This window comes from Stutzerimonas sp. VN223-3, from assembly GCF_045999685.1.
Lineage (GTDB): Bacteria > Pseudomonadota > Gammaproteobacteria > Pseudomonadales > Pseudomonadaceae > Stutzerimonas > Stutzerimonas stutzeri_AR.
The window spans coordinates 529,806-553,574 of sequence record NZ_RBEC01000003.1; the positions used below are offsets into that span (position 1 = coordinate 529,806).

The window sequence follows — 23,769 nt, forward strand, 5'->3', positions numbered from 1 at the left end:
TACCCGGCGTCAAAGGCTCAGGTCGAAACTCAGCAGGTAAACGTTTCGGTCATAGGTTTCGGAGCTCAGGCTGGAGTCGTTTTCCGTTCTGAGGTAGGACAGAGTCACGTCGACCCAGCGGTCCGGTGACCAGGTCACGCCAGCACCGTAGCCGGTGCGTTCATCGTCCCGATTGATTCCTTCGTACTCTCGATCCGAAAAGCGGTAGAGCAATTCCGTCGCAATCCGAGAGGTCCATTCGTGGTCCCAAGTAGCCAAGGTGGTCCAGTCATTGATGGTGCTAGCGCCGTCGTCGCCTTCATCGAAGGCACGCCGCGAGGTCAGATTGAACGCCGAGTAGGTGCGCGGCTTCCAGGTGACGCCGACCTCCCACATGGGGCTGGTGAAATCCTCTCGCTGGTCGCTGTCGAAGTCCTTGCGCTCGGCGCCGAGCTTGAACATGCCGGAGGTCTTCGACGTCGCCTCCCAGGTAGCACCACCGAGCAGTGCCATGTTGGTGCTGTCGCGCAGCGCACTGGCGAGCTTGTATTCATGGTCGGTGTGTCGTACCTCTACCAGCGAGCGGGTACGTGAACCGAGGCGGTGATACCAGATGGAATTCAACATCAGGCTGTCGCGTTCTTCGGAGGCGTTGAGATTGTCGCTGTTGTGATAACGACGCTGCTCGTAGTTGGTGCCGAACTCCAGCTGATTACGAGCGCTCTGGGCACCAAAACGGTAGGCAGCACGGGCAATGGCCCTGCTGTACTTGTCGTTCTCGGTTTCAGCCTCGGTATCGGCAGTTTCCTCCACGCGGTGGTAGGCAAGGCCCCAGCTCAAACGATGGCGTGAGGTGAATTCCATGACGCTTCTGAGCTGCAGATGGTGATCGGTATTGCTGGCTTCGGAATCCGAATGAAAGATATCGCTGTTGAAGGAGTACTCGAGTTCGTATTCGCTGTTGCGATTGCCCGTTCCGAGCAGGAAGGTCGGGTTAATACCCGTTACCCAGGACGCTTGCTCGTTATCCGCCAGTCCGCGGTAGTTGTCGTCATAGCTCTCGCGCACGACCAACGTCGGGGTGAATTCGAAACCACCAATGCGAATATCCTGTGGATCGCTAGCGGCCCAGCTGTTGGTGGCCGCAAGGCACAGTAGCGATACACCTGGAAGCGTGATCTTCCTCATTTGGAATCCCTTCTCGGAGATAAATTATTGTTCATGCCTCGACTCCGACCGCGACGCCTGGCTGATGTGAGGAGGCATAGACACGCAACAGACCGCAGATATCCCCGACAGTTGCAGAATTAATGAGCGGTGAGCTCGATAACGTGTCAAAGCGTTTCGTGGCTGGAGCCGCGTCCACCGCTTCAGGCACGCTACCGCCCCAGGGAATGGGCCCTGCAGCGGTAGTGAACAGCGGCCAGCCATCGAACAAACAAAGCCGCATGCAGCTCTGATCAGCAGATCGAGCGGCGCGAGTTCCGCCTTCGTTACATCAGTGGTGCTCATAGGACGAGCGGTGATACGCCGAAGCCTTGCCGGACGAGAACCGACCGATACGCCGCAAACCAGCACAAGAGCTGGATTTAGAGACGCTGTCCGATAGCGAGCACGGCAACGCGTGGCGCGGGTGCGACCGGCGGTAGAGGAAAGTAGCGAGCGCCATCTCTACAGGCCGTGTGAAAACGTAGCGAGCGAAGGTTAGGCAAGAACTAGGCGTCCCCACAAAAACAGGCGAGGAAGCGGACTGGGCTCGCACTCGAGTTACGAGCTGTAAATGAGCATTCCGACTGGGCTCGCATCCGAGCCTGTTTTTAACGCAGCCTAACCGAGCGCAGTAATTTCACACAGCCTGTCTAGCCCCGCTTTGGCAGGATCAGGTGCGCTCGATGCGATCCGGATGAATGACGATTCGGCCCTGCTTGTAGAGACCGCCGATGGCCTTCTTGAAGTTGCCTTTGCTGACGCCGAACAGACGCGCAATCTCGTCGGCCGCGGTCTTGTCACTGACTGGCAGGCTGCCCTGGCTTTCTTGCAGCTTCTGCAGAATCAGTGCCTGTAAGGCATCGCCGGCCTCACTGCCCACCGGCTGAAGACTGAGACTGATTTTGCCGTCAGCACGGATTTCCTTGATGTAGCCCTTTTCGCGAATGCCGCCGCGCAGGAACTTGAACGCCTCGTTCTTATGGATCAGACCCCAATGCTTGCCGTTGATGATCGCCTTGTGGCCGAGTTCGGTCGGCTCCACCACGAGCAGATCCACCGCCTCGCCGACCTTGTAACGAGGCGGGGTTTTGTCGAGGTAGCGGTCCAGCCGCGCGGTGGCGGTGATGCGTCGTGTGTGCTTATCGAGATAGACGTGGACGACACAATAGTCGCCTTCGTTCAGCGGGCGCTTTTCCTCGGAATGAGGCAGCAGGAGATCCTTGGGCAGGCCCCAGTCGAGGAAGAGCCCGACTCGATTGATCTCAGCCACCTTGAGGCTGGCGAACTCTCCGACCTGAACCTTGGGTTTCTCAGTGGTCGCAATGAGCTTGTCATCGCTGTCGAGGTAGATGAATACGTTCAGCCAGTCTTCGACTTCGGTGGGCACGTTCTTCGGAATATAGCGATTGGGCAGAAGAATCTCGCCATCCGGACCGCCATCGAGATAGAGGCCGAAACCGGTGTGCTTGACGATCTGAAGGCTGTTGAAGCGCCCGATTGCGGCCATGTGACGAGTCCTGTGAGTCGAAGGCGGCGATTCTAGCAGGCCCGTAGGACGCAAGAGCGCCAACGCGGCCGGTCGAATCACACCATGTCGTTATCAAGGCCAGACGCAGTCATGGTCTGGCCTGCTCGGGTAGCGGCTATTGCGGCAAGGCATAGGCGATGACCGAGTCTCCAGCCTTGGTCCCAAGGGAGCCGTGGCCGCCCGCAACCACGACCACCATCTGTCGCCCCGAACGGCTCAGGTAGGTTATAGGCGTCGACTGGCCACCGGCCGGCAGCCGCCATTCGCCCAACTGCTTACCGGTGGTGACGTCGTAAGCGCGCAAGTAGTAATCCAGCGTGCCGCTGAGAAAGGCCACGCCACCGGCCGTAAGCATCGGCCCGCCGAGGCTCGGCACGCCCATTTTGAATGGCAGAGGTATCGGCGCGCGGTCACGTACGGTGCCGTTCTTGCGCATCCAGTGAGTCTTGCCGGTGCGCAGATCGGCGCCAGCCACATAGCCCCACGGCGGCGCGATACAGGGCAGGCCGATGGGTGAAACGAAGGGTTTCAACTCGACTGCAAAGGGCGCGCCGAAGTTCTCGTTGAGATACGGCTCTTTATTGGAAACATAGGTGTCCTGATCATTCTCGCGGGGGATCAGCGTTGATGTGAACGGCAGATAAGCGGGCGTGCTGAACACCATCTGTCTCACCGGATCGATCGCAATCCCGCCCCAGTTGAACACACCGAAATTGCCTGGATGAATGAGCGAACCCTGGGTGGACGGCGGCGTATAGCGACCCTCGTAGCGAAGTGAGTGGAACTGGATGTGACACATCATCTGATCGATGAAGGTCGCGCCCCAAAGGTCCTTGCCTTGCAGAATCGGCGGCTCGTAGGACAGCGCCGAGGCCGGTTGGGTAGGCGCCGCCCAGTCGCCCTCGGCGGCACCCTGCGGCGCTGGCACTTCGCGGACTGGCAGAACCGGCTCGCCGGTCCGACGATCCAGCACGTAGATGTCGCCCTGCTTGGTTGGGGCGACCAGCGCCGGCACCGGCCCGTTTTCCGTGTCGATATCGACCAGACTCGGCTGTGCCGGCACATCCATATCCCAAAGATCGTGATGCACGGTCTGGAATACCCAGCGCAGCTCGCCGGTATCGAGATCGAGCGCAACGATAGAAGACGAAAAGCGCTCACTGTTCTCGCTGCGATTGCCGCCCCACTGATCGGGCACCTGATTGCCCAGCGGCACGTAAATCAGCCCCAACTCTTCATCAGCGCTGGAGATGCTCCAGCTGTTCGGCGTGCTCTCGCTGTAGGTTTCGCCCTCGGCGATCGGCTCGGTCTGCTCCGGATTGCCCGGGTCCCAGTTCCACTTCAATTCACCCGTGATCACGTCATAGGCGCGAATAACACCGGAGGGCTCGTTGATCGAAACGTTGTCGTTAACCGCACCGCCGACGATAACCAGATCGTTGGCGACCACAGGCGGCGATGTGGAGTAGTAGAAACCCTCCTTTACATGCGGCATGTTCGCCCAGAGATTTACCGTACCGTTATTGCCGAATGCCGGGCAGACCTGGCCGGTCTTGGCATCCAGCGCGATCAGTCGTGCGTCGGCGGTCGGCATGAACAACCGCTGCTGGCAGGACTCGCCTATGGGCGTTTCGCTGGCATGGTACGAAAGCCCACGGCAGGTCAAGTGCTGCCGGTTGGTCGAATCCGGAACCTGCGGGTCGAAACGCCAGCGCTCCTGGCCCGTCTCGGCATCGAGCGCTATGACGAAGTTGTGCGGCGTGCAGATGTAGAGGCTGTCATCGATCTTCAGCGGTGTGACTTCGTACGTGGTTTCGTTGGGATCGTCGGGGCGACGCAGATCACCGGTGTGGTAATGCCAGACCTCTTCCAGGCGATCGACGTTGCTCGGCGTGATCTGCGCGAGTGGCGAATACCGGGTGCCATGCTGAGTACGTCCGTAGGCATGCCATTCGCCTTCCGGCACATTGTCAGCGGTATTCGCCTGAGCGGCAGGCGCGGCGGCCAGGGGTTGCGGCAGCATGCCCTTGATGTCGTGGCTGTCGGTGGTGATCGCGTGCAAGGCGGTTGCGCCCCAAAGCGCCACTGCAATCATCAGTGGGATCGCGCTACCGCCCCAGGCGCGAGCGCCGAAATGCTGCCAACCCAGTCGTTGAGCAATCCAAGGAGTGAGCAACCACAACCCCAGCGGAGCGATGATGCTGCCGCGCGGTGCCAGTTGCCACCAGTCGAAGCCCACCTCGTAGATCGCCCAGCCCAGTGCGCCGAGCATGACCAATGCGTAAACCCAGAGCGCAGAGCGGCGCTTGGCCAGTAGCAGCACGCCGGTCAGCAAAAAGCCCACCGCAAGGACCGCGAAATACCAGGTACCGCCAAGATCGATGACTTTCCAGCCGCCAACTGCAAGCGCCAGACCGATGATGATGCACAGGATTGCACTGATGACGACCGCCACTCTCCCTCCTTTGCGTTTGTCAGGCTACGGGGATGGCGAAACGAGCTCGTAGCGAACATCTCCTGCAGCACCCAGATGGGTGCCAGCGATTCCGAGAATCGACCGGCATAGCAGTTGACCGGCGGTCGGCGAGAATGCTCCCCATATGGAGCTAAATCAGTGCCAGCCTAAATTACGTGCCGCATAACCGCTTCCGCAAACTGCCGCCCGCGGAAAAATCGAACAAAAATTAGCCAGATCTGTATAATGTCCGGTTCGACTGACCAAAGGAACCAGATGACGATGGCCTCCAAGACCACATCCGCCAAACGCAAACCAGAACCCGCCAGCGAAACCAGCCAGTCTTTAGCCGCCCAGATGGCTGCCTTTCTGAAGGCCGGTGGCGAAGTCCAGAAGATTCCTAACGGGGTCAGCGGCCAGACTCAAGGCCCATCGCGGCAGATCACCATCAGTAAGAAATAAATAGCTAAGAAGTAACCCGCAACACCTAACCGATAAGCGAGCTTCCGCTGTCATTGCAGTACCGCAGTGGCTCGCCAGGTTTCCCTCCCGCGACATCCGAGATATCCATGGCCGACCCGATACGCTTGTCCAAACGCCTCGCCGAGCAGCTCGGCTGTTCCCGGCGCGAAGCCGAGCTGTATATCGAAGGTGGCTGGGTCAGCGTCGACGGGAAAATCATCGAAGCCCCTTATTTCAAGGTCGACAATCAGCGAATCGAACTGCTGCCAGGCGCTACCGCGACCGAAGTGCCGCCAGTCACGCTGCTATTGCACAAGCCAGCCGGCGAGCCTACCGCTGCGGATCCGACCGACGCCCAGCTACAGCTTGCACGGGCGAGTCACTGGACAGGCGATGATGCTCGTCTTAGACCACGCGAGCGGCACCACGCGCGCCAGACCGCTTTGCTGCCGCTGGAGGCGGATGCGAGTGGCCTGGTGATCTTCAGCCAACAGCGCGAGGTAATCCGCAAGCTCGCCGACCCACGCGACAAGCTCGAACAGGAATACATTGTGGAAGTCGCTGGCGAGCCCGAGGAAGGCGGCCTGGCATTGCTGGCCAAAGGCATCGGGCACCGTGGCAGAGTCCTGCCGAGAGCCAAGGCCAGCTGGCAGAACGAAACCCGTCTGCGCATCGTTATCAAGGCACCACAAGCCGGCGATCTACGTCAGCTCTGCGAAGCCATCGGCCTACAGATGCTCAGCTGCAAACGCATCCGCATCGGACGTCTGTCGATGGCCAAACTGCCGGTCGGCGAGTGGCGCTTTCTCGGCGAGCACGAACGCTTCTAAGGCTTGCCCCTGTCCGGCTGCTCGCGCCATACGGCCGGTCGGCTATGCTTGCTCATTGTCGAACAGACAAAAGCCATCGCGGGCCGCATCACCAAGCCCTGGGCCGGCCGCTTCACCACTCCGACGATAGGTGCGCCATGCAGAGACTCGTTCTGGTGCTTGTGCTCGTTCTATTGCCTTCGATCTGCGCAGCGCAGCATCGCGTCGAGGTATGGACCTATCATTTTTCGCCCCCTTTCGTTCTCGAAAATGCTCGGGGCCTTTCGCATGCATTCGTCGAACTGCTCAATCGCGATCCGGCCAACCGCGACCGTTTTCGCTTTGAGTTGGTGGAACTGCCGCGCAAACGCGTGGACGTCCGCCTCGCCCGAAAGCGCCCCGGCGTCCTGCTCTGGGCTACGCCGAGCTTCTTCACCGCCGCTCAGACTGCAAACGCCAAGTGGTCGGAACCGTTATTGGTCGATCAGCAGGATTTCGTCTCGCTACCCGATGCGCCCTTCGAATATGCAGGACCCGAATCGCTGCACGGTCTCGTTCTGGGCGGCGTGCTCGGTCATCGCTATCAGGGACTCGAAGAGGATATCGCTAGCGGCGCGATCAAGCGCCAGAATGTCCAGACCGACCTGCAAAATATCCAGAAGCTCCTCTCCGGGCGCATCAATACCTTGCTGATCCCACGCTCCACCCTGCTCTACTACCGCAAGGAGCAGAATTTGGGCGAACTGTATATTTCGGCGGTTCCCCTGTATCAGTTCGCACGGCACTTACTGTTTACCGACACGCTTGGCGCAGCTGTTACCGATTACCTCGACGGAATGCTCAAATCCCTCCCAGACAATCCAGAGTGGCAAATCCTACTGTTCCACTACGGCCTCAAGCCTATCGCTACCGAGCCATGAAGCAGAGCTGAACAGAAACGAAACGCGCAGGTCAGAAGTCGCGCTGACACATATAAATCATCAAGAGAACAAGGCAGCGATGAAGAACGCACTGGTGATCGGATTGTTCATGGCCTTAGGCGGCTGCGCCTCACAGTCATGCGATCAACCTGGCAGCGCTTGCCGCGCGGAGCGGCTGCTCTACCAGAACGACCTGTTGCAGGCGAAGATCCTCATCTCCGTCGGCGACGAAGACGGCTACGAGCTCGCCCACGCATTGCTCGATCGCAGCGCCCGCCTGGATGAGCGTGGCGAGACCGAGTTCTATCAGGCATTGCTGCTGATCCGTCAGGGCCCGCAGCAATCGGAGGTGCTGCGGTTGCTGGAACAAGCCAGGAAAAAAGGCCACCCGCACGCCGTGGCGCTGCTTTACAAGATTTACCAGGAGCCCTATCTAGTGGCAGACCGGAACACAGACAAGGCCGACGAGTACCGCCAGGCCTACGCCGAGCTGGACGTTGCACAGAGCGGCTACCCCTCCTTCGAAAAAGCGCTGGAGCTGGTTTCCCAGCTCATCGAGCCGCCACCGCCGTTGCCCGAACGCATCCTCCCGTGCCCTAGCCAGTGCTTGTGACTTCGATCACCGAGTCTTCTTGGGTTCCTCTTCTTCATCCATTACCGCACCACAAGGCCGACGTTTTTCTCGCGAAACAAGCCGTTGCTGTTTCGCCTCGAACTGCCACGGCGCCTGCTGCTCTACTGAACAGGCGACAAATCCGTTTCGGCGAATGACAACGAGGGCTCCGATGCAGATCCGTCAGGCGCTTGGCTGCAAGGCATTGCTGTTGCTGATGGTCGTCACAGCGGTACTGGCCGGCTGCAGTCGAATAAACCTCGCCTATCGCAACCTGAACCTGCTGATCCCCTGGTCGCTGAACGATTACCTGGATATGAACCGCGACCAGCAAAACCGCTTCCGGGAGCGGCTGCGCGAGCATCTCAGCTGGCACTGCCGTACACAACTGCCAAGCTACCTCGACGCCATCGAACGCATGCAGCTCCAGGTCCGTCTGGGCCAGCTCGACGAGGCCGCATTGCGTGCTCACGCTCAGGACGCGAAGCAGGCGATCCAGGCCATCGCCATCGAGATAACCCCGACCACGGCACAGCTGTTGAGCGATCTCGATGACAAGCAGGTGCGCGAGCTCAATGAATCGCTCGATGATGATCGTCGCGAACGCGAAGAAAAATACCTGGAGCCACCGCTGGCACAGCAAATCCGCGAACGATCCGAGCGCATGCAGGAGCGGGTCGAGCACTGGATGGGCAGCACCAGCGCGGCCCAGCGACAGCGTATCTTCGAATGGTCACACACGCTCGGCGAGCAGAATCGACTCTGGCTGGGGAATCGGGTGCACTGGCAGCAGGCGCTAAGCGACGCCCTTACCAAGCGCCACGAGGCAGGCTTTGAAGAGCGTATTGCGCGGCTGCTGCAAGATCGCGAATCCTTCTGGACGGACGAATACCGAGCCGCCTTCACCAGCACCGAACAGGCGACCATCGAGCTGATCGGCGACCTCTACGCGATGTCCGATGCCGGCCAGCGACGCCACATCGACGAGCAGCTAGAAGAAATGCGTAAGGATCTGGGCTCGCTCGACTGTCTGCCTGCGTCCCGCTAAAGCCGCCATGCGGATCGAGGGCATGACGGCTGGCCGAATCGAATTACTTTTTTCGACAACAGAGCAACAAGCCGACCACACCTGCCGCGATACCACCAGCGACCAGTAAGGTGCGTTGCTGGTGATTACCATGGCGCCAGCCGCCATCGATCCGCCGCTGACCCAGCGGCGGATGGAACAAATTGCCTGAAGAAGGCGCCACCCGTTCGGCGCGACGTAGCGCGGCACCGGTAAACAGCCCCGACAGCTGATCGAAACACGGCGTGATGAAGTGAGCGAAGCGCAGCAAGGTTGCCGTCACGCCCACCGAGGTGGTGTGCCGCGGATGCAACGCCAGGCTGACCATAGCATCGGCGACTTGGCGGGGATCGCAGAGCGGTGGCGGTGGCTGCAGCGAACGCCCGGCATAATTGCCGCCGTCGCGGAATCCGGGCGTATCGACCACGGAAGGATAGACATCGCACACGTGAATCCCAGGCCACCGCGCAAGCTCACCGCGCAGCGCATGGGAAAACCCGCGCAGGCCGAATTTGCTGGCCGAATAAGCCACCGCAAATGGCTGTGGTACCCAGCTGCCGACAGACAGGGTATTGATCAGCACGCCGCCGTTCTGTTGTTTGAAGTAAGGCAACACCACATGCGCGCCTCGCAGATAGCCAATCAGATCGGTCTGTACGACCTGCTCGTGGGCATCCAAGGGCGTCTCGTCGAACGCGCCCACCGCCCCGACGCCGGCATTATTGATCCAGACGTCGATGCGGCCCTGACCGAATTCGGCGGCGGCATTGGCCAGTTGCTCCACGGAGTCGCTGAGCGTCATGTCGGTCGGCACCACCAATGCCTCGGCGCCGAGCGCTCGGCATTCCTCGGCGGCCTCCTGCAGTGCTTCGTCGTCGCGCGCGGCCAAGACAACACGGGCTCGCTGGCGCGCGAAGGCCTGTGCGGTGGCGCGACCTATACCGCTGGATGCGCCGGTGATAACCACCACCGCACCGTCGAGTTTGGTTCCACTCATGCTCGCTTCTCCGGGTTCGCTGTCGTTCATAGCTGACAGCCTCGCCGGGGCAAACATTCCCCACCAACCGAAGGATGGTCTTCAGACCATTTGCAACGGCTGGCGGCGAGCGGGCGGCGGGAAGGCGTCGTCGAGGATGCTCAGGTCCTCTGCTGTCAACTGCAGCTCTGCGGCGGACGCATTGGTGCGCAGGTGGGCCGGGCTCGACGATTTCGGTATCGCCAGCACGTTGGGTTGGCGCAAGGCCCAGGCCAGCGCTACCTGAGCGGGCTGCGCACCATGCCGGCGCGCCACGTTGACGATGGCTGGATGGCGTAGCAGAGCGCCGCCCTGCCCCAGCGGACAATAAGCCATGACCGGCATGCCCTGCGCGTGGCACCAGGGCAACAGATCGAATTCGATACCGCGTTCGCCGGGATTGTAGAGCACCTGATTGGTCGCGCATGCGGGTGCATCCAGTTCGTGCATGTCATCCAGATCGAAATTCGACACACCCCAGCGGCGGATCTTGCCCTGCGCCTTGAGCCGCTCGAAGGCTTCTACGGTTTCCGCCAATGGGTACTGGCCACGCCAGTGCAACAAGTACAGATCGATACATTCAGTGCCCAGCCGGCGCAGGCTGCGCTCGCACGCTTCAGGCACACCCTTGCGGCTGGCGTTGTGCGGGTAGACCTTGCTGACCAGAAAGACTTGATCGCGGCGATTACGAATCGCCTCGCCAACCACTTCTTCCGCGCCGCCCTCGCCGTACATCTCGGCCGTATCGATGAGGGTCATGCCCAGCTCGATACCAAGGCGCAACGCAGCGACCTCATTGCTGCGCTCGGCCGGGTTCTCGCCCATATGCCAGGTGCCCTGCCCGATCACTGGTACAGCGCTGCCATCGGCCAGCTTCAGAGTCCGCATCAACCATTCCTCCGCGGTGCATTCTGCTCGGCTACCGGCTCGGCCCAGGGATCGTAGGTGCCGAAATTCCAGAGATGCCCTTCCAGATCGCGACAGCTGAAGCCCCGGCCACCGTAATCCTCATCCTTCAATTCGATGACGATCTCGGCGCCGGCGGCTTTGGCCTTGGTATAGAGGGCATCGGCACTGTTGACGATGACATAGATGCTTTGTGTGGAGACGCCGCCGACCTCGTCAGGCTGCCTGACCTGGCGCCCGTACTCCGAATCGGACACTGGCCCCAGCATCAGCATGCCGCTGCCGAAACTGAGCTGGGCATGAATGACGCCCACCTGCGCGTCCTCGATCACCCGCTGCTGCTCGAAATCAAACACCCTGCACAGCCAATCAAGCGCCGCGGGGACGTCGCGATAACGCAGACAGGGAATCAGGTTGGACGTGGTGTTCTTGCTATACAGGGACATGAAAACTCCTTCGGTTGCTGCGGATGCACAGTAGAAAAAACGCACCGCATAGCATTCAGACCGACCCCGCGCCCGACGTTCCCGTGCCTACGCGCGTTCGGCAAGCCCGAGGCGAATTCCCAGCCCGATCAACACCGACCCGAGGACACGATCGAGCCATTGACACAAGCGGAGGTTGCCGCGCAGCGCCGAGCTGGCCCGAGCCGCCAGCAGCGCCAGGCTGCATTCGACGACGATCGCTACCAGCACCACCAGGACGCCCAGCACCAGCAACTGCAGCGCTACCGCGCCCTCGTCGGGACGCACGAACTGCGGCAGGAATGCCATGAAGAAGATCGCCGCCTTCGGATTGAGAATGTCCACCAGAATCCCCTGGCGATAGGCCTGCCAGGCCGTCGTCCGTGGTGCCGTCCTGGCGTCGAGCTGCATGCCGGCTCCGGCAGATCGTAACGCCTGTATGCCGAGATAAAGGAGATAGGCCGCGCCAACATATTTGACCACGGCAAACGCCAGCGCCGAAGTCGCCAGAACCGCCGAGATGCCCAAGGCAGCCGCAGAGACATGGACCAGCGCGCCGCTGCACACACCGCACGCCGAAGCCACGCCGACACGCCGCCCACCGGACAGGGTGCGTGAAAGAACGAACAGCAGATCGGGCCCAGGCGACAGATTCAACGCCAGCGCGGCTGAAAAAAACACTAACCAGAACGTAGGATCCGACATCTCAGCCTCGATTCGCCCCGAAGAAAAACCTTGAATGTAGTTGAGCGAATGGTCGCTTTCCAGCTTCGCCTTTTCCGTACAAAGATGCATTTCGTCGGAAAGCTGTCGCCGTTCGCAATATCCGACTTTTTATTGTCACTCCACTGAACTACCTTGATCTCTGTAATGTCAAAGCGCCATACCGCGGCAAGGATCGCGGGCGCTGCCCGTTTAGCCATTCACAGCAAAGGAAATGCACATGATCGATGAAGCCCGCTCGGCGCTCGTCGCCTCATCCGCTCGTCTCGTTCTGTTGTCCAACAGCGAATTGCTGGACAACTCCCTCCATCAATATTTAGTCGATTATCCACAACTGCGCCTAACTCGTAGCAATACGCTCCGCTTTGGTTTGAACGACGCGAATCTAACGCTGGTCGATGTCGGCAGCTTTCAGGATGAAGATTGCCTGCGCATACTTCGGCAACTGCGCGATACGCCCACTGCGCTGGTCAATGCGCAACCGGAACAGGCACGACGATTGCTGGAGCTGCACCCCTGGATCAAGGGCGTGTTCTACCCGTGCACCAGTCGCGGTAATTTCAGCCGCGGCGTCAGCGTCATGCTCGACGGTGGCGACTGGCTGCCTCGTGCCTTGATGGAAAAACTGCTTGGTCGCTATCGCCAGCTGACCCATGCGTCGCGCGCCATCGATGACTTATCGGTGCGTGAAAAGCAGATCCTCGCGCTCGCAGGCAAGGGCTTGTCCAACTCGGAAATCGCCGATCGCCTGCACCTGAGCACTCATACCATCAAGAGTCACATCCACAACGCGCTGAGCAAGCTGGGCGCGTCCAACCGCGCGCAAGGTGCGTCACTGGTCCTGGGGCACGTGAGCGAGGCTGGCATATGAAGGCCGCGTGCCTGTGCCTGATGCTGCTTTTGGGCTTTCAGGCATATGCCGAAGAAGCAGAGCTCAAGGGCTTTATCACCAACAACACCGTTTCCCGTTCAGGTCAGGAGTTCTACCGCAAGTTTTGCGAGCGCCTGAACGACACCAGCTCGTTGGATTTCAACCTGGCGATCAAGGAAAGGCCATCGGCGCGCTGGGGCATTCTGGTCTGGGTCGAGCAGGACAACCAGCCGCTCTACCGTCGCTTCTTGCAACCGAATATCGGAGATATTGAGCAAACCGCCTATGACGCGGCGGATGTCGTACTGCAAGAGATAAACCGTAAGAAAGTTGAAGCAATGTTCGAAGACACCATTGATCTTGCGAAGGATGAGTTATGAACCGGCTACAACAAAAAACCACCGGCATTCTCCTGGCCGGGCTATTGCTCAGCTCCGGCGTTACGGCAACTGAACTGGTCTATACGCCGGTGAACCCGTCTTTTGGCGGCAGTCCACTGAACGGCGCCTGGCTATTGGGCAACGCCCAGGCCCAGAACGACACCAAGGACCCGGACGCGATCGATCGATCTTCGCTGACCGGCACCTCGGCGCTCGACCGTTTTACCAGTCAGCTGGAATCACGCCTGCTTTCCGATCTGCTGGGCGACATCGGCACCGGTAACGAAGGCACGCTGACCACCGACGACTTCATCGTCAACATCATCAATGATTCCGGCAACCTGACCGTACAAATCACCGATCGGCTGACCGGTGAAGTGTCGGAAGTCATCGTCAATGGCCTCGGCGCCGTTCAGTAATATCCAAGGAGAGCAAAGGCCATGAGAAGCCTATTCGTAGCCATCGGGATGATGGCCGTTCTGCAGGGCTGCGCAGTGCGCGAACCGATGTCCGCAGACCAGGAACAACCCACCCTTACACCCCGCGCCTCGACTTACCAGGACTTGCTGCAACTGCCCCGCCCCAAAGGCCCACTGGTGGCCGCCGTTTATGGCTTCCGCGACCAGACCGGGCAATACAAGCCAAGCCCGGCCAGCTCCTTTTCCACCGCCGTCACTCAGGGCGCGGCGAGCATGCTGGTCGATGCCATGCAGGCCAGCGGCTGGTTCATCGTGCTGGAGCGCGAGGGCCTGCAGAACGTGCTGACCGAGCGCAAGATCATCCGCGCCTCCCAGGCCAAGCCGGACGTGGCACCGAACATTCAGTCGGAACTGCCATCGCTGCTGGCCGCCAACATCATCATGGAAGGCGCCATCGTCGCCTACGAAACCAATGTGCGCAGCGGCGGGCTGGGTGCGCGCTATCTGGGCATCGGCGTCTCGCAGGAATACCGGGTCGATCAGGTCACGGTAAATTTGCGCGCCATCGACGTGCGCAGTGGCCAGGTGCTTTCCAATGTGATGACCACCAAGACCATCTATTCCATCGGGCGCAACGCCAACGTTTACAAGTTCATCGAGTTCAAGGAACTACTCGAAGCCGAGGCCGGGTACACCACAAATGAGCCGGCGCAGCTCTGCGTGCTGTCGGCAATCGAAGCGGCGGTAGCGCACCTGATCGCCCAGGGTGTCGATCGCCGGCTCTGGCAAACCGCCGACAACACACCCGCGGTCGAGGCCGAACTGGCGAAATATCTAGTCACGCCGACCAAGATTTAGCAGCTGTGCCGTTTCATCGAAGCCGTGAAAACGGGAGTAGACCCTAAAACAAACGCAACGGTTCAACCGTTCGATGGATTTGCCGGATCGCGGTTTAGGACAGGATGACCTACCGCGATTCAACCAGGGACGACTGATGAACCACGCGCAAAGGATTGCTCGCAAAGCGTTGTTGCCGCTGATCCTCGCAGCGGTAACCAGCCCCGCCCTTCAGGCCGCCGGTCTTTCGACCTCACTCGACCTGGCACCCAGCGAAATCGCCTCGAGCCGGGATCATTCGATTGCATCGTCCCGGCCAGACGTCAGCGCCGCACATGGCAATCTCGCCCTCATCGCCCAGGCCGGGGACAGCCTGACCAGCGACATCACCCAAACCGGCAGCGCCCTGGAAGCCTTCATTCTCCAGAGCGGCTATGCGCACGAGGCAACCATCGCGCAGCACGGCAGCCACAACCAGGGATTGATTGTTCAATCAGGCGCCTACAACCAGGCCCGGATCGAACAATACGGCGCGTACAACAACGCGCTGATCGAACAGACCGGCACCGGGCATCGCAGTAGCGTCACGCAGAACGGCCAGGGTCTGAGCGTACTGGTTCGCCAGTACCGCTGAAGCAAAGCACCAGGAAGTACCGCTGAAAAAACATTCCATGGAGAGACAATAATGTTCAAGATCAAACCCCTTGTAGCTGCCATCCTGACTGTCGCCACTGCTCAGGCTTTCGCCGCTGAGCACACATCCGAACAACGCCAGAACGGCATCGATAACCTCGCCCAGGTAGAGCAAAGCTTCGGCAGTTCGAACATGGCCAAGCAGGTGCAGAGCGGCTGGGGCAACGACGCGATGATCGAGCAGAACGGCTCGGACTCCTCGTCAGCCTTGCAGACCCAGACCGCCAATTTCAATCAGGCGAGCGCCAACCAGACGTTGGCGGTACAGAGCAGCTCGGAGCAATGGCAGTACGGCAAGGGCAACGATGCCAACATCAGCCAGACCGGCACCTTGGACAGCAGCGCCAAACAGCGCCAGCATGGATACGCCAACACCGCCGAAACCGATCAAGTCGGCACCTACGGCGCTGACGCGGTCACCAAGCAGCATGGCAGCCACAACTATGCGTCCAGCTATCAAGCGGCGGTTTACGGTAGCAAGACCGAGCTGTACCAGGACGGCAACCTCAACGACGCCAGCATCAGCCAGTCGCTCAGCTCCAACGACCGCGCCATGATCGATCAGCAAGGCAACGAAAACGCCGCAGAGATCGTTCAAAACTGGAGTGCTGGCTCGGTCGCCGAAGTCGAGCAGATCGGCAATCTCAACGATGCATACGTTCGCCAAACCGGTGCCAGCCAAGAGGCTTACACCTACTCGAGTGGCGACTACAACAACCTGAACGTGGATCAGCGCGGCAGCCACCAGAACGCTTTCGTCTATCAGCAGGGCGACGAGAACTACGCCGACGTAGCCCAGCGTGGCAATGGCAATACCGCCACGGCCAATCAGTACGGCTTCGGCAACGTGGCAGTGCTCGATCAGGATGGTCGCCATCAGGTCGCCACGGTTATTCAGGACGGCGAATACAACGACGCCACCGTTGATCAGCAGGGCAAGAACAACGAGCTGAACTTCAATCAGTCGGGCATCTTCAACACACTCAGCGCCGTGCAGGAAGGTGAAGGCAACCGCATCACCGGCTCCAGCAACATCGCTGGCAACGATGTCGATATCGTCCAGGACGGCGATTTCAACCTGGCCGACGTCAACCAGACCGGTGTCGACAACGTGGCGACCCTGTCTCAGTACGGCGAAAGCCATCTGGCGACGGTTACCCAGAACGGCACCGGCCACGAGGCTCTGGTGGTGCAAAGCGGTATGGGCAACAACGCGTTGATCAGCCAGGCAGGCTTCAACAACATGGCGATCGTCACCCAACACTGATCCCCGCAACCCCTCGAGACTGCCGGCCCTGCGCCGGCAGTTTCGTTCTTCGCAGCAGCGAACAGCGCTGCGCCGTCCTGACAGCCGCCGCACTGGCCGACTAGCTGCGCCCGTGGACTCAAGCATCTTCCGTATTCGTCGTGACCGACCTCTGAGTTGAAGCGCGCCAACTCCGGGCAGTTATGCCTCCTTGGTATCACCGCCTCGATCAATACCGCTGCGCGGAACGTTGCTCGCTCACAAAACGATGAAATAAAAAGCTTTCTGTGATATTTCCGCTGCCCTTGATCGACTGGCGCGTCGCTGCTTTGAGCGCAACGCGTGCCCGTTTGGACAAAGCCCATATAAGCAGTCGCAACTGCAACCAAGGAGCACACCGATGAAACGCAGCCTCTCCACCGCCATTCTTGCAGCCGGTCTGGCCCTTGGCGGTCAAACCATGGCCGCCCCGATGCTTTGGCAGAACAATAGCCTGACCTACCTCTACGGCAAGAATTTCTCCGTCGATTCAGGCGAGGACGGGCGCGAAGCCGACATTCAGCAAACCATCACTTTCGAACACGCCAGCGGCTGGACCTGGGGCGACATGTTCCTGTTCGTCGATCACAAGTGGTTCAACGGTCATTCGGGCAATGATGGGCGAACCTATTACGGTGAATTCAGCCCGCGCCTGTCGCTGGGCAAGATCACCGGCCAAGATCTCTCCTTCGGGCCGGTTACCGATGTGCTGCTTTCGGCCACCTATGAGCGTGGCGAGGGGCGCAATCGCAACTATCTGCTCGGCCCCGCTGTCGACCTCGCGGTACCTGGCTTCGATCGTTTGGCGATCAACACCTATTACCGCAAGCCGGATGGCATTACCGGCCAGGCCAGCGGCCAATGGCAGATCACCCCAACCTGGGCCATGACCTTCCCGGTGGGCAAGTCCGACATCCTCTTCGACGGCTTCATCGATTGGGTGGTGAACGACGCCGGCTCTAAGTCCAAGGGCGATTTCGTCGCCAAGAATCTGCACATAAACCCACAGATCAAGTACGACCTGGGCAAGGCACTGGATTACACGCCAGGCAAGCTCTACGTCGGTATCGAGTACGACTACTGGACGGACAAGTACGGTATCGAAGACAGCGACGGCTTCAACACCGATAACAACGTAACCAACTTCATAGTCAAAGCGCACTTCTGACGGCGCATACCAGTAGCTTATAGATGGGTCGGGCTACACAGGTGCGACCCAACTCCGCGGACCACTGGGCTACACCCCATCAGGGAGCGGGCTGCTGCCGTTAGTAGACAACAGCCCGCGCCAGTCTGAGCGGCTAAAAAACCTATCGAACCGACTCAGCATCAATTGCGCAGCTCATCAATACGTGCCGCCAACGTGTCGATCGAAAATGGCTTGGTCACGATGCGCATGCCCGGCTCCAGTTGGCCGTTTCGCATCACCACGCTTTCCGCGTAGCCGGTAATGAACAGAACGTTTAGCCCTGGATCGTGCTGACGGGCCGCATCGGCCAACTGACGGCCATTCATACCACCCGGCAAACCGACATCGGTAATCAACAACGCTATCGCCTCGCCGCTTTGAAGAATGCGCAGGCCCTCGGTGCCATCGCTAGCCGCCAGCACCCGATAGCCCAGCTCTTCGAGAATCTCCACCACCAGCATGCGCACGGCCGGCTCGTCGTCGACCACCAATATCGTCTCACCGCTGCCGCTCGTCTGCAGCGATGCACTGTGGTTTGCCTGGATCTCGCTGGACACACTGTTCAAAGCCACATGAGGTAGGTACAGGCAGATGCTGGTGCCATGTCCGGGCTCGGACTGAATGCTCACCTGACCACCCGATTGCCGAGTGAATCCGTAGACCATCGACAACCCCAAGCCGGTGCCCATGCCCAATGGTTTCGTGGTGAAGAAGGGATCGAATGCCTGCGTCACCACATTCTTCGACATACCGACGCCGGTATCCGATACGCATACCCGCACGTACTGACCGGGTGATACGTCGAGCTCCAGCGCGGCGGTGTCATCCAGCACAACGTTGCTGGTTTCAATGTTCAAGGTTCCGCCCGAGGGCATCGCATCACGAGCATTGATACCGAGGTTGAGCAAGGCATTTTCCAGCTGATTACGGTCTATCAGCGTCGGCCAAAGGGTGCCGGCGACTACCGTCTCAAGCTTGACCGAAGGCCCCACCGTGCGGCTAAGCAATTCGCGCAAGTCGTCGACCAGTTCGCCGACATCGGTTGTCATCGGATCAAGTGTCTGCCGACGGGAGAACGACAGCAGACGGTGGGTCAGCGCCGCGGCGCGCCGAGTCGCGGTCTGCGCCACCGTCACATAGCTCGCCAGCGATTCGACGCGCCCCTGCTCGATACGCTTTTCCAACAGTTCCAAGCTGCCGCCAATCCCCGTCAGCAGATTGTTGAAGTCATGCGCAAGGCCGCCGGTGAGCTGGCCAACGGCTTCCATTTTCTGACTTTGTCGCAACTGCGCCTCAGCCCGCGCCAGCGCCTGGGCCTGCTCTTTTTCGGCAGTGATGTCACGGCCGACCGCATTGATCACGCCGTCAGCCGGCCGTGACGACCAACTGAGCCAGCGATAACTTTCATCCTTGCTGCGATATCGGTTTTCGAAATGCAGGAAGGACTGCCCCTGCGCCGAGTTGTCCGCTGTTTCTCCTGTACTGGCCAGGTCGTCAGGATGAACGAAGTCGGAGATTGTGGCACCGAGCAATTCGGCCTCGCTCCAGCCCAGCAACTGCTCCCATGCCGGGTTGACGGCGATGATGGTGCCGTCGAACCGACAGCGAATCATCACATCGGTGGAAAGCTCCCAAAGCTGATTACGATCCCGCGTTCTGGCCGCGACTTCCGTTTGCAGAGAGGTAGTCAACGCTTGCAGGGCGAGCTCGGCAGAGCGGCGCGCAGATACATCATTGAACAATATTGCTACGCGGTACCCGGATGGCTCGCCCACTGGCATCGCATGGACGTCATACCAACGCTGCAAAGCCTCGGCGTTATTCTCGAAGCGCGTCGCGCGGCGGCTCAGCGCCACCTCGCCATAGATATCGAACCAGTGCTGCTCGTGAGTCGGCGCCAAGTCTCGCATCCATTTACCAACCGCATCGACAAGCCCGGTATGGCGCTCGAATGCCGGGTTGGTTTCGATGAAGCGGTAATCGACCGGTTTGCCTTGCGCATCGAATTTCATTTCGATAATGCAAAAGCCCGCATCGATCGCGTCGAACAGCGTGCGATAGCGCCTGTCGCTCTCAGCCAGGCGGCGCGCCGCCTCATCTACGGCGGTACGGTCCTGCAGGATTTTCAGAAAGCCGATGTGGCGGCCCTCGCTGCGTAGCGGCGTCAGCGTGCCCGTACAACGTAGGCGGGAGCTATCGGCGCGAATGTACCAGCGTTCATGCTGGGTTCTACCTTCGAGCAAAGCGCGCTGCATAAGCGCCTGCAACTGACCCGCGTCGCGCTTCAGATCACTGAATAGGTGATCGAACGCTCTGCCGCGCATGTGCTCTGCCGTCCAGCCTAAGAGGCGTTCGGCGCCGGCGCTCCAGGCAGTAACCACACCCTGGAGATCGGTCGTGAGCATGGCGCAGTCGCCGGCGGCATCGAAGATTGCCTGTATGTGCTGCCCTGAATCGGGAATGATTTTGACTCCTGCAACTGATCAATTACAGATCGCCACGATCCGCGGAGGTTGCTTATGACAATGGTGAAACCGCCAGGAGGCTAATGTCGTCGACTTTAACTGCTGGCGATGTGCTGGCGAAACTCCCGGTAGACGGCTGGCAGCGCCGGGTAACCTCCTTTCCACGCCTACCTGAGCTGAAGCGCGTCGCGTCTGAATACCAAGGCCTTCAACCCACTGTCGGCGCTGATGTCCGGGAATTCCGGCGGGTTCTCCAGACGTTCCTGAAATACCAATTCGGGCGCCTCGGCGGACATGCCTTCGACGAGAAAATCCGGCCCGGTATCAGGGTCGTTGATGCAGGCCAGCACCGTGCCGGTTGCGGTCAGCAACTCTGGCAGACGACGAAGGATTTTCTGATAGTCCCGGCTCAGCGCGAAGCTACCTTTTTGGAACGACGGCGGGTCGATGATCACCAAGTCGTAGGGCCCGCTCTTCTTGACCTTGCCCCACGACTTGAACAGCTCGTGACCGAGGAAGCTGACCTTACTCAGATCATGTTCGTTGAGCCGATGGTTATCGCGCCCGCGGCTCAGCGCGGCCCTCGCCATATCCAGATTGACCACGTGTTCCGCACCACCGGCAATGGCCGCCACCGAAAAACCACAGGTATAGGCGAACAGGTTAAGCACCCGTTTGCCTCGCGCCTGCTGCTGGACCCAACCCCGGCCGTAACGCATGTCGAGAAACAGCCCGTTGTTCTGCTTGATGCCAAGATCGAGCTTGTAGCGCAGGCCATTCTCGGTGATCAGCCATTCCTCGACCGGCTCGCCGAGCAATTGCTCCATTTTGCTATCTGGCAGGTAACGGTGCTGCAGCAGCAAGCTGTGCGCCCCGCTCGCCTTCCAGGCTGGACCTTGTGCCAAGGTCAGCAGCGTCTGGATCAACGCATCGAGCTCCGCCGCAGCCGGTTCGCGAAACAGCGAAACCAGCACCACACCCTGCAGCCAATCCACGGTGACGTGCTCGAGCCCGGCCCAGCAGCGCCCACGCCCGTGGAACAGCCGACGGGTTTCGTCGGGCACTTGCGTCAGGGCTTGGCTGAGGTGCTGCTGGAGGGTTACGAGGGCTTCGGGCTGCATGAATCACGTCATCTCGAAAAGGCTCGCATTCTAAACGCGAACCGCCGGTCCTGCTGGGCCTGATCGTGACGGCCGTGCTGGGTAGCGGTTGCTATTACCTGCTGCAGCCGTGGTTCGCCGCATAGCCGAACGTTACGCCGGGCTGGGTGATTTCGCGGTGCGGCGGGTCCGCGGCGCCGCTTTGCGGCCAGCGCCCTTGCGCTTCTTCCAGGGCTCACCGAGGGCGGCAGGTGCCGGGCCATCAATGGTCAGGCGCACGCCCTTGCAGCGTTCGATCTGCTTGCTCATCCAGGCCGTTTGCTTGCTGACGAACTCTTCCAGGCTCATCTCGCCGCTTTGCACCATGTCGAGCGCTTGTTCCCAGATCGCCGTGGTGCCGGGGTCGGCGATGGCGCGTGGCACCGCATCGATCAGGCTGAAAGCCGCAGGCGTCGCAGCCAATGCCTTACCCTGTTTGGTCAGGTAGCCACGATCAAGCAGGCCCTGGATGATGCCGGCGCGGGTCGCCTCGGTGCCGATGCCAGTGGTGTCCTTGAGCTTCTGTTTGAGCTTTGGATCATCCACCAGCTTGGCGACGTTCTTCATCGCTTTGATCAGATCACCTTCATTGAAGGGCTTGGGCGGCTGGGTCCAGAGGTCCTTGAGGATCAGATCCTTTACGGGGCACTCCTGCCCTTGGCGAAGCGCCGGCAGGGTTTGCGGCACTGCAATCTCGCGGCGGGTTGCAGCGAGCGCTTCCGGCAGCGCGCGTTTCCAACCAGGCTCGACGATCTGCTTGCCGACTGCCCGCAGCGCCTGGCCGGCGCAGTCGAAGTCAGCCTGGGTACGGTCATACTCGTGGTTGGGCAGAAATTGCGCCAGATAGCGCGCGCGTATAAGCGTATAGACCGCGCGCTGATTACCCACCAAGCGATCGAGTGGCTTGGCCGCGGCAGTCGGGATGATGCCATGGTGAGCACTGACCTTGGCGTCATTCCAGGCACGCGACTTACGGCTGGCATCCAGATGTTGCTGTAGCTCGCCCAACGCTGGATCGGCATGCCGGAGAGCCGCGACGATCGCCGGCGCATCTCCATGCTGACTCAACGGCAAATAGCCGCAATCGCTGCGCGGATAGGTGATGACCTTGTGGGTTTCGTAGAGCGCTTGGGCGATATCGAGGGTTTCCTGGGCCCCAAGTCCGAGCTTCTTCGAGCAGACCTCCTGCAGCGTGCCCAGATCGAAGGGCAGCGGCGCCACCTCGCGCATGCGTTCGGTCTTGAGCTTATGCAGCCGTGCGTTGCCGTCATCGCGCATGGCATCGGCCGCCTGTTGCGCAACACTCTGATCGAGGCAGCGTCCTTGGTCGTCGCAAAGATCATCCCGCGCACGCCACTGGGCGATGAATTGGGTACCGTCGCTCGACAACTGCACCTCGATCGCCCAGAAAGCGACCGGCACGAAGTCGGCGATGCTGCGATCGCGGTCGACCACCAACCGCAGCGTCGGCGTCTGCACGCGGCCAACCGGCAGCACGCCCTGATACCCGGACTGGCGGCCAAGAAGCGTGAACAGACGGCTCATGTTCATGCCGATCAGCCAGTCGGCACGCGAACGCCCAAGCGCGGACTGGTAGAGGCTGAAGGTTTCCGAACCCGACCGCAGCATACCCAGCGCCTTACGGATAGAAGCATCGTCCAGTGCCGACAGCCACAGGCGCTGAATCGGCCCGCGATACCGACAATGTTCCACCAGCTCGCGGGCGATCATTTCGCCTTCGCGATCGGCGTCGGTGGCGATGATCAGCTCCCGCGCCTCACCCAGCAAACGCTTGACCGCCTTGAACTGGCTGGCGGTCTTTGGCTTGACCAGCATCTTCCAGCGTTCGGGAACGATGGGTAGATCTGCCAGTACCCACTGCTTGTAGCGCGTGTCATAGGCGTCTGGCGGTGCAGTTTCCAGTAAATGACCGATGCACCAGGTCACCGTCACGCTAGTTCCTACCCAACAGCCATCGCCGCGCCGGGTCGCGCCGAGTACCTTGGCGATGTCCTTGGCCTGGGAAGGTTTTTCACAGAGAAACAGCCGCATCACGTCATCACTGGATCGTTTGGTAGCGCACAGCATGCGCAGTGACGGCCAATCAAGCAATCTTTATCTGTATGGATATACAGCTTCGACGCATTGATTTCGCGATGCAAACGACTCGGCGTCGTGAACAGCCGCTCGCGACGACAACTCCGAAGACAACCCCGAAACCGTCTATGCGGAACGGCCAGGAAAAAGCCGAGTCGAAATAGATGACTGCGCCTCTTGAGCATCGCCGCCGAACGCCACCGTCTCGGCCTGCAAAAAGCAGCAGGCGATCCATCCAGAGGCTT

Annotated in this window: 22 protein-coding genes; 12 read left to right on the forward strand and 10 right to left on the reverse strand. The window is 60.2% G+C overall.

The features are described 5' to 3' along the window. Positions 1 to 9: 9 nt before the first annotated feature. The 3 genes from D7241_RS18360 to D7241_RS18370 form a co-directional block, all read right to left on the reverse strand. Positions 10 to 1,167, reverse strand: coding sequence for an outer membrane beta-barrel protein (locus D7241_RS18360; RefSeq protein WP_408102730.1), 1,158 nt, complete (start codon positions 1,165 to 1,167; stop codon positions 10 to 12). Positions 1,168 to 1,858: 691 nt separating this feature from the next. Then, positions 1,859 to 2,695, reverse strand: coding sequence for a S1 RNA-binding domain-containing protein (locus tag D7241_RS18365; protein ID WP_408102731.1), 837 nt, complete (start codon positions 2,693 to 2,695; stop codon positions 1,859 to 1,861). A 136-nt stretch (positions 2,696 to 2,831) separates the two neighbouring features. After that, positions 2,832 to 5,171 (reverse strand): glucose/quinate/shikimate family membrane-bound PQQ-dependent dehydrogenase, encoded by a 2,340-nt coding sequence (locus tag D7241_RS18370; RefSeq protein WP_408102732.1) that lies wholly within the window; start codon positions 5,169 to 5,171, stop codon positions 2,832 to 2,834. A gap of 282 nt (positions 5,172 to 5,453) precedes the next feature. On the opposite strand from D7241_RS18370, the gene D7241_RS18375 reads away from it, so the two are divergent. From D7241_RS18375 to D7241_RS18395, 5 genes are all read left to right on the forward strand, one after another. Continuing rightward, positions 5,454 to 5,633, forward strand: a complete 180-nt coding sequence (locus D7241_RS18375) for a hypothetical protein (protein WP_025240851.1) — start codon at positions 5,454 to 5,456, stop codon at positions 5,631 to 5,633. 107 nt (positions 5,634 to 5,740) lie between these two features. Then, positions 5,741 to 6,463 carry an RNA pseudouridine synthase gene (locus D7241_RS18380; RefSeq protein ID WP_408102733.1) on the forward strand — a complete coding sequence of 241 codons (723 nt, stop codon included), beginning with the start codon at positions 5,741 to 5,743 and terminating at the stop codon, positions 6,461 to 6,463. A gap of 137 nt (positions 6,464 to 6,600) precedes the next feature. Continuing rightward, a complete protein-coding gene (locus D7241_RS18385) occupies positions 6,601 to 7,362 on the forward strand; it encodes a substrate-binding periplasmic protein (protein WP_408102734.1) in 762 nt (253 codons plus the stop codon). Between the two features lie 79 nt (positions 7,363 to 7,441). Beyond that, on the forward strand, positions 7,442 to 7,975 hold the full coding sequence (locus D7241_RS18390) for a hypothetical protein (RefSeq protein ID WP_408102735.1): 534 nt from the start codon (positions 7,442 to 7,444) through the stop codon (positions 7,973 to 7,975). 172 nt (positions 7,976 to 8,147) lie between these two features. Further along, positions 8,148 to 9,023 carry a DUF6279 family lipoprotein gene (locus D7241_RS18395; RefSeq protein ID WP_408102736.1) on the forward strand — a complete coding sequence of 292 codons (876 nt, stop codon included), beginning with the start codon at positions 8,148 to 8,150 and terminating at the stop codon, positions 9,021 to 9,023. A 43-nt stretch (positions 9,024 to 9,066) separates the two neighbouring features. Here the strand turns inward: D7241_RS18395 and D7241_RS18400 are convergent, their stop codons facing one another. From D7241_RS18400 to D7241_RS18415, 4 genes are all read right to left on the reverse strand, one after another. Then, on the reverse strand, positions 9,067 to 10,038 hold the full coding sequence (locus D7241_RS18400; protein ID WP_408102737.1) for an SDR family oxidoreductase: 972 nt from the start codon (positions 10,036 to 10,038) through the stop codon (positions 9,067 to 9,069). Between the two features lie 81 nt (positions 10,039 to 10,119). After that, entirely contained in the window at positions 10,120 to 10,944 is an 825-nt protein-coding gene (locus D7241_RS18405; RefSeq protein ID WP_408102738.1) for an aldo/keto reductase, read from the reverse strand. Continuing rightward, a complete protein-coding gene (locus tag D7241_RS18410) occupies positions 10,944 to 11,408 on the reverse strand; it encodes a VOC family protein (protein ID WP_255981594.1) in 465 nt (154 codons plus the stop codon). The genes D7241_RS18405 and D7241_RS18410 overlap by 1 nt, the downstream gene beginning before the upstream one ends. Before the next feature lie 87 nt (positions 11,409 to 11,495). After that, positions 11,496 to 12,131, reverse strand: coding sequence for a LysE family translocator (locus D7241_RS18415; protein WP_408102739.1), 636 nt, complete (start codon positions 12,129 to 12,131; stop codon positions 11,496 to 11,498). 238 nt (positions 12,132 to 12,369) lie between these two features. Between D7241_RS18415 and D7241_RS18420 the strand changes: the two genes are divergently transcribed. From D7241_RS18420 to D7241_RS18450, 7 genes are all read left to right on the forward strand, one after another. Next, a complete protein-coding gene (locus D7241_RS18420) occupies positions 12,370 to 13,020 on the forward strand; it encodes a LuxR C-terminal-related transcriptional regulator (protein WP_408102740.1) in 651 nt (216 codons plus the stop codon). After that, complete coding sequence (gene csgE, locus D7241_RS18425) at positions 13,017 to 13,400, forward strand: curli production assembly/transport protein CsgE (protein WP_408102741.1); 384 nt, start codon at positions 13,017 to 13,019, stop codon at positions 13,398 to 13,400. Before D7241_RS18420 ends, csgE begins: the two co-directional genes overlap by 4 nt. Next, positions 13,397 to 13,819, forward strand: a complete 423-nt coding sequence (locus D7241_RS18430) for a curli assembly protein CsgF (protein WP_408102742.1) — start codon at positions 13,397 to 13,399, stop codon at positions 13,817 to 13,819. The genes csgE and D7241_RS18430 overlap by 4 nt, the downstream gene beginning before the upstream one ends. A 21-nt stretch (positions 13,820 to 13,840) precedes the next feature. After that, entirely contained in the window at positions 13,841 to 14,677 is an 837-nt protein-coding gene (locus D7241_RS18435; RefSeq protein ID WP_255981584.1) for a CsgG/HfaB family protein, read from the forward strand. A gap of 136 nt (positions 14,678 to 14,813) precedes the next feature. Continuing rightward, positions 14,814 to 15,290 (forward strand): curli production assembly protein CsgB, encoded by a 477-nt coding sequence (locus D7241_RS18440; RefSeq protein ID WP_408102743.1) that lies wholly within the window; start codon positions 14,814 to 14,816, stop codon positions 15,288 to 15,290. A gap of 51 nt (positions 15,291 to 15,341) precedes the next feature. Continuing rightward, positions 15,342 to 16,616 (forward strand): hypothetical protein, encoded by a 1,275-nt coding sequence (locus D7241_RS18445; protein ID WP_408102744.1) that lies wholly within the window; start codon positions 15,342 to 15,344, stop codon positions 16,614 to 16,616. Positions 16,617 to 16,995: 379 nt separating this feature from the next. Continuing rightward, positions 16,996 to 17,802, forward strand: coding sequence for an outer membrane protein OmpK (locus D7241_RS18450; protein ID WP_408102745.1), 807 nt, complete (start codon positions 16,996 to 16,998; stop codon positions 17,800 to 17,802). 161 nt (positions 17,803 to 17,963) lie between these two features. Here D7241_RS18450 and D7241_RS18455 read toward each other — a convergent pair whose 3' ends face one another. From D7241_RS18455 to D7241_RS18465, 3 genes are all read right to left on the reverse strand, one after another. Further along, positions 17,964 to 20,288 carry a PAS domain S-box protein gene (locus tag D7241_RS18455; RefSeq protein WP_408102961.1) on the reverse strand — a complete coding sequence of 775 codons (2,325 nt, stop codon included), beginning with the start codon at positions 20,286 to 20,288 and terminating at the stop codon, positions 17,964 to 17,966. Positions 20,289 to 20,455: 167 nt separating this feature from the next. Further along, positions 20,456 to 21,409 (reverse strand): class I SAM-dependent methyltransferase, encoded by a 954-nt coding sequence (locus tag D7241_RS18460; RefSeq protein WP_408102746.1) that lies wholly within the window; start codon positions 21,407 to 21,409, stop codon positions 20,456 to 20,458. A gap of 132 nt (positions 21,410 to 21,541) precedes the next feature. Further along, positions 21,542 to 23,479, reverse strand: a complete 1,938-nt coding sequence (locus tag D7241_RS18465; protein WP_408102747.1) for a DNA topoisomerase III — start codon at positions 23,477 to 23,479, stop codon at positions 21,542 to 21,544. Positions 23,480 to 23,769 lie beyond the last annotated feature (290 nt).

What these genes read in the sequence shown, in the direction of transcription:
- D7241_RS18420 (WP_408102740.1), top strand. Translation starts at nt 12,370, where the DNA reads ATGATCGATGAAGCCCGCTCGGCGCTCGTCGCCTCATCCGCTCGTCTC.
- D7241_RS18405 (WP_408102738.1), bottom strand. Translation starts at nt 10,944, where the DNA reads ATGCGGACTCTGAAGCTGGCCGATGGCAGCGCTGTACCAGTGATCGGG.
- D7241_RS18410 (WP_255981594.1), bottom strand. Translation starts at nt 11,408, where the DNA reads ATGTCCCTGTATAGCAAGAACACCACGTCCAACCTGATTCCCTGTCTG.
- D7241_RS18450 (WP_408102745.1), top strand. Translation starts at nt 16,996, where the DNA reads ATGAAACGCAGCCTCTCCACCGCCATTCTTGCAGCCGGTCTGGCCCTT.
- D7241_RS18385 (WP_408102734.1), top strand. Translation starts at nt 6,601, where the DNA reads ATGCAGAGACTCGTTCTGGTGCTTGTGCTCGTTCTATTGCCTTCGATC.
- D7241_RS18435 (WP_255981584.1), top strand. Translation starts at nt 13,841, where the DNA reads ATGAGAAGCCTATTCGTAGCCATCGGGATGATGGCCGTTCTGCAGGGC.
- D7241_RS18445 (WP_408102744.1), top strand. Translation starts at nt 15,342, where the DNA reads ATGTTCAAGATCAAACCCCTTGTAGCTGCCATCCTGACTGTCGCCACT.
- D7241_RS18375 (WP_025240851.1), top strand. Translation starts at nt 5,454, where the DNA reads ATGGCCTCCAAGACCACATCCGCCAAACGCAAACCAGAACCCGCCAGC.
- D7241_RS18440 (WP_408102743.1), top strand. Translation starts at nt 14,814, where the DNA reads ATGAACCACGCGCAAAGGATTGCTCGCAAAGCGTTGTTGCCGCTGATC.
- D7241_RS18460 (WP_408102746.1), bottom strand. Translation starts at nt 21,409, where the DNA reads ATGCAGCCCGAAGCCCTCGTAACCCTCCAGCAGCACCTCAGCCAAGCC.
- D7241_RS18430 (WP_408102742.1), top strand. Translation starts at nt 13,397, where the DNA reads ATGAACCGGCTACAACAAAAAACCACCGGCATTCTCCTGGCCGGGCTA.
- D7241_RS18365 (WP_408102731.1), bottom strand. Translation starts at nt 2,695, where the DNA reads ATGGCCGCAATCGGGCGCTTCAACAGCCTTCAGATCGTCAAGCACACC.
- D7241_RS18390 (WP_408102735.1), top strand. Translation starts at nt 7,442, where the DNA reads ATGAAGAACGCACTGGTGATCGGATTGTTCATGGCCTTAGGCGGCTGC.
- D7241_RS18400 (WP_408102737.1), bottom strand. Translation starts at nt 10,038, where the DNA reads ATGAGTGGAACCAAACTCGACGGTGCGGTGGTGGTTATCACCGGCGCA.
- D7241_RS18360 (WP_408102730.1), bottom strand. Translation starts at nt 1,167, where the DNA reads ATGAGGAAGATCACGCTTCCAGGTGTATCGCTACTGTGCCTTGCGGCC.
- D7241_RS18465 (WP_408102747.1), bottom strand. Translation starts at nt 23,479, where the DNA reads ATGCGGCTGTTTCTCTGTGAAAAACCTTCCCAGGCCAAGGACATCGCC.
- D7241_RS18395 (WP_408102736.1), top strand. Translation starts at nt 8,148, where the DNA reads ATGCAGATCCGTCAGGCGCTTGGCTGCAAGGCATTGCTGTTGCTGATG.
- D7241_RS18380 (WP_408102733.1), top strand. Translation starts at nt 5,741, where the DNA reads ATGGCCGACCCGATACGCTTGTCCAAACGCCTCGCCGAGCAGCTCGGC.
- csgE (WP_408102741.1), top strand. Translation starts at nt 13,017, where the DNA reads ATGAAGGCCGCGTGCCTGTGCCTGATGCTGCTTTTGGGCTTTCAGGCA.
- D7241_RS18415 (WP_408102739.1), bottom strand. Translation starts at nt 12,131, where the DNA reads ATGTCGGATCCTACGTTCTGGTTAGTGTTTTTTTCAGCCGCGCTGGCG.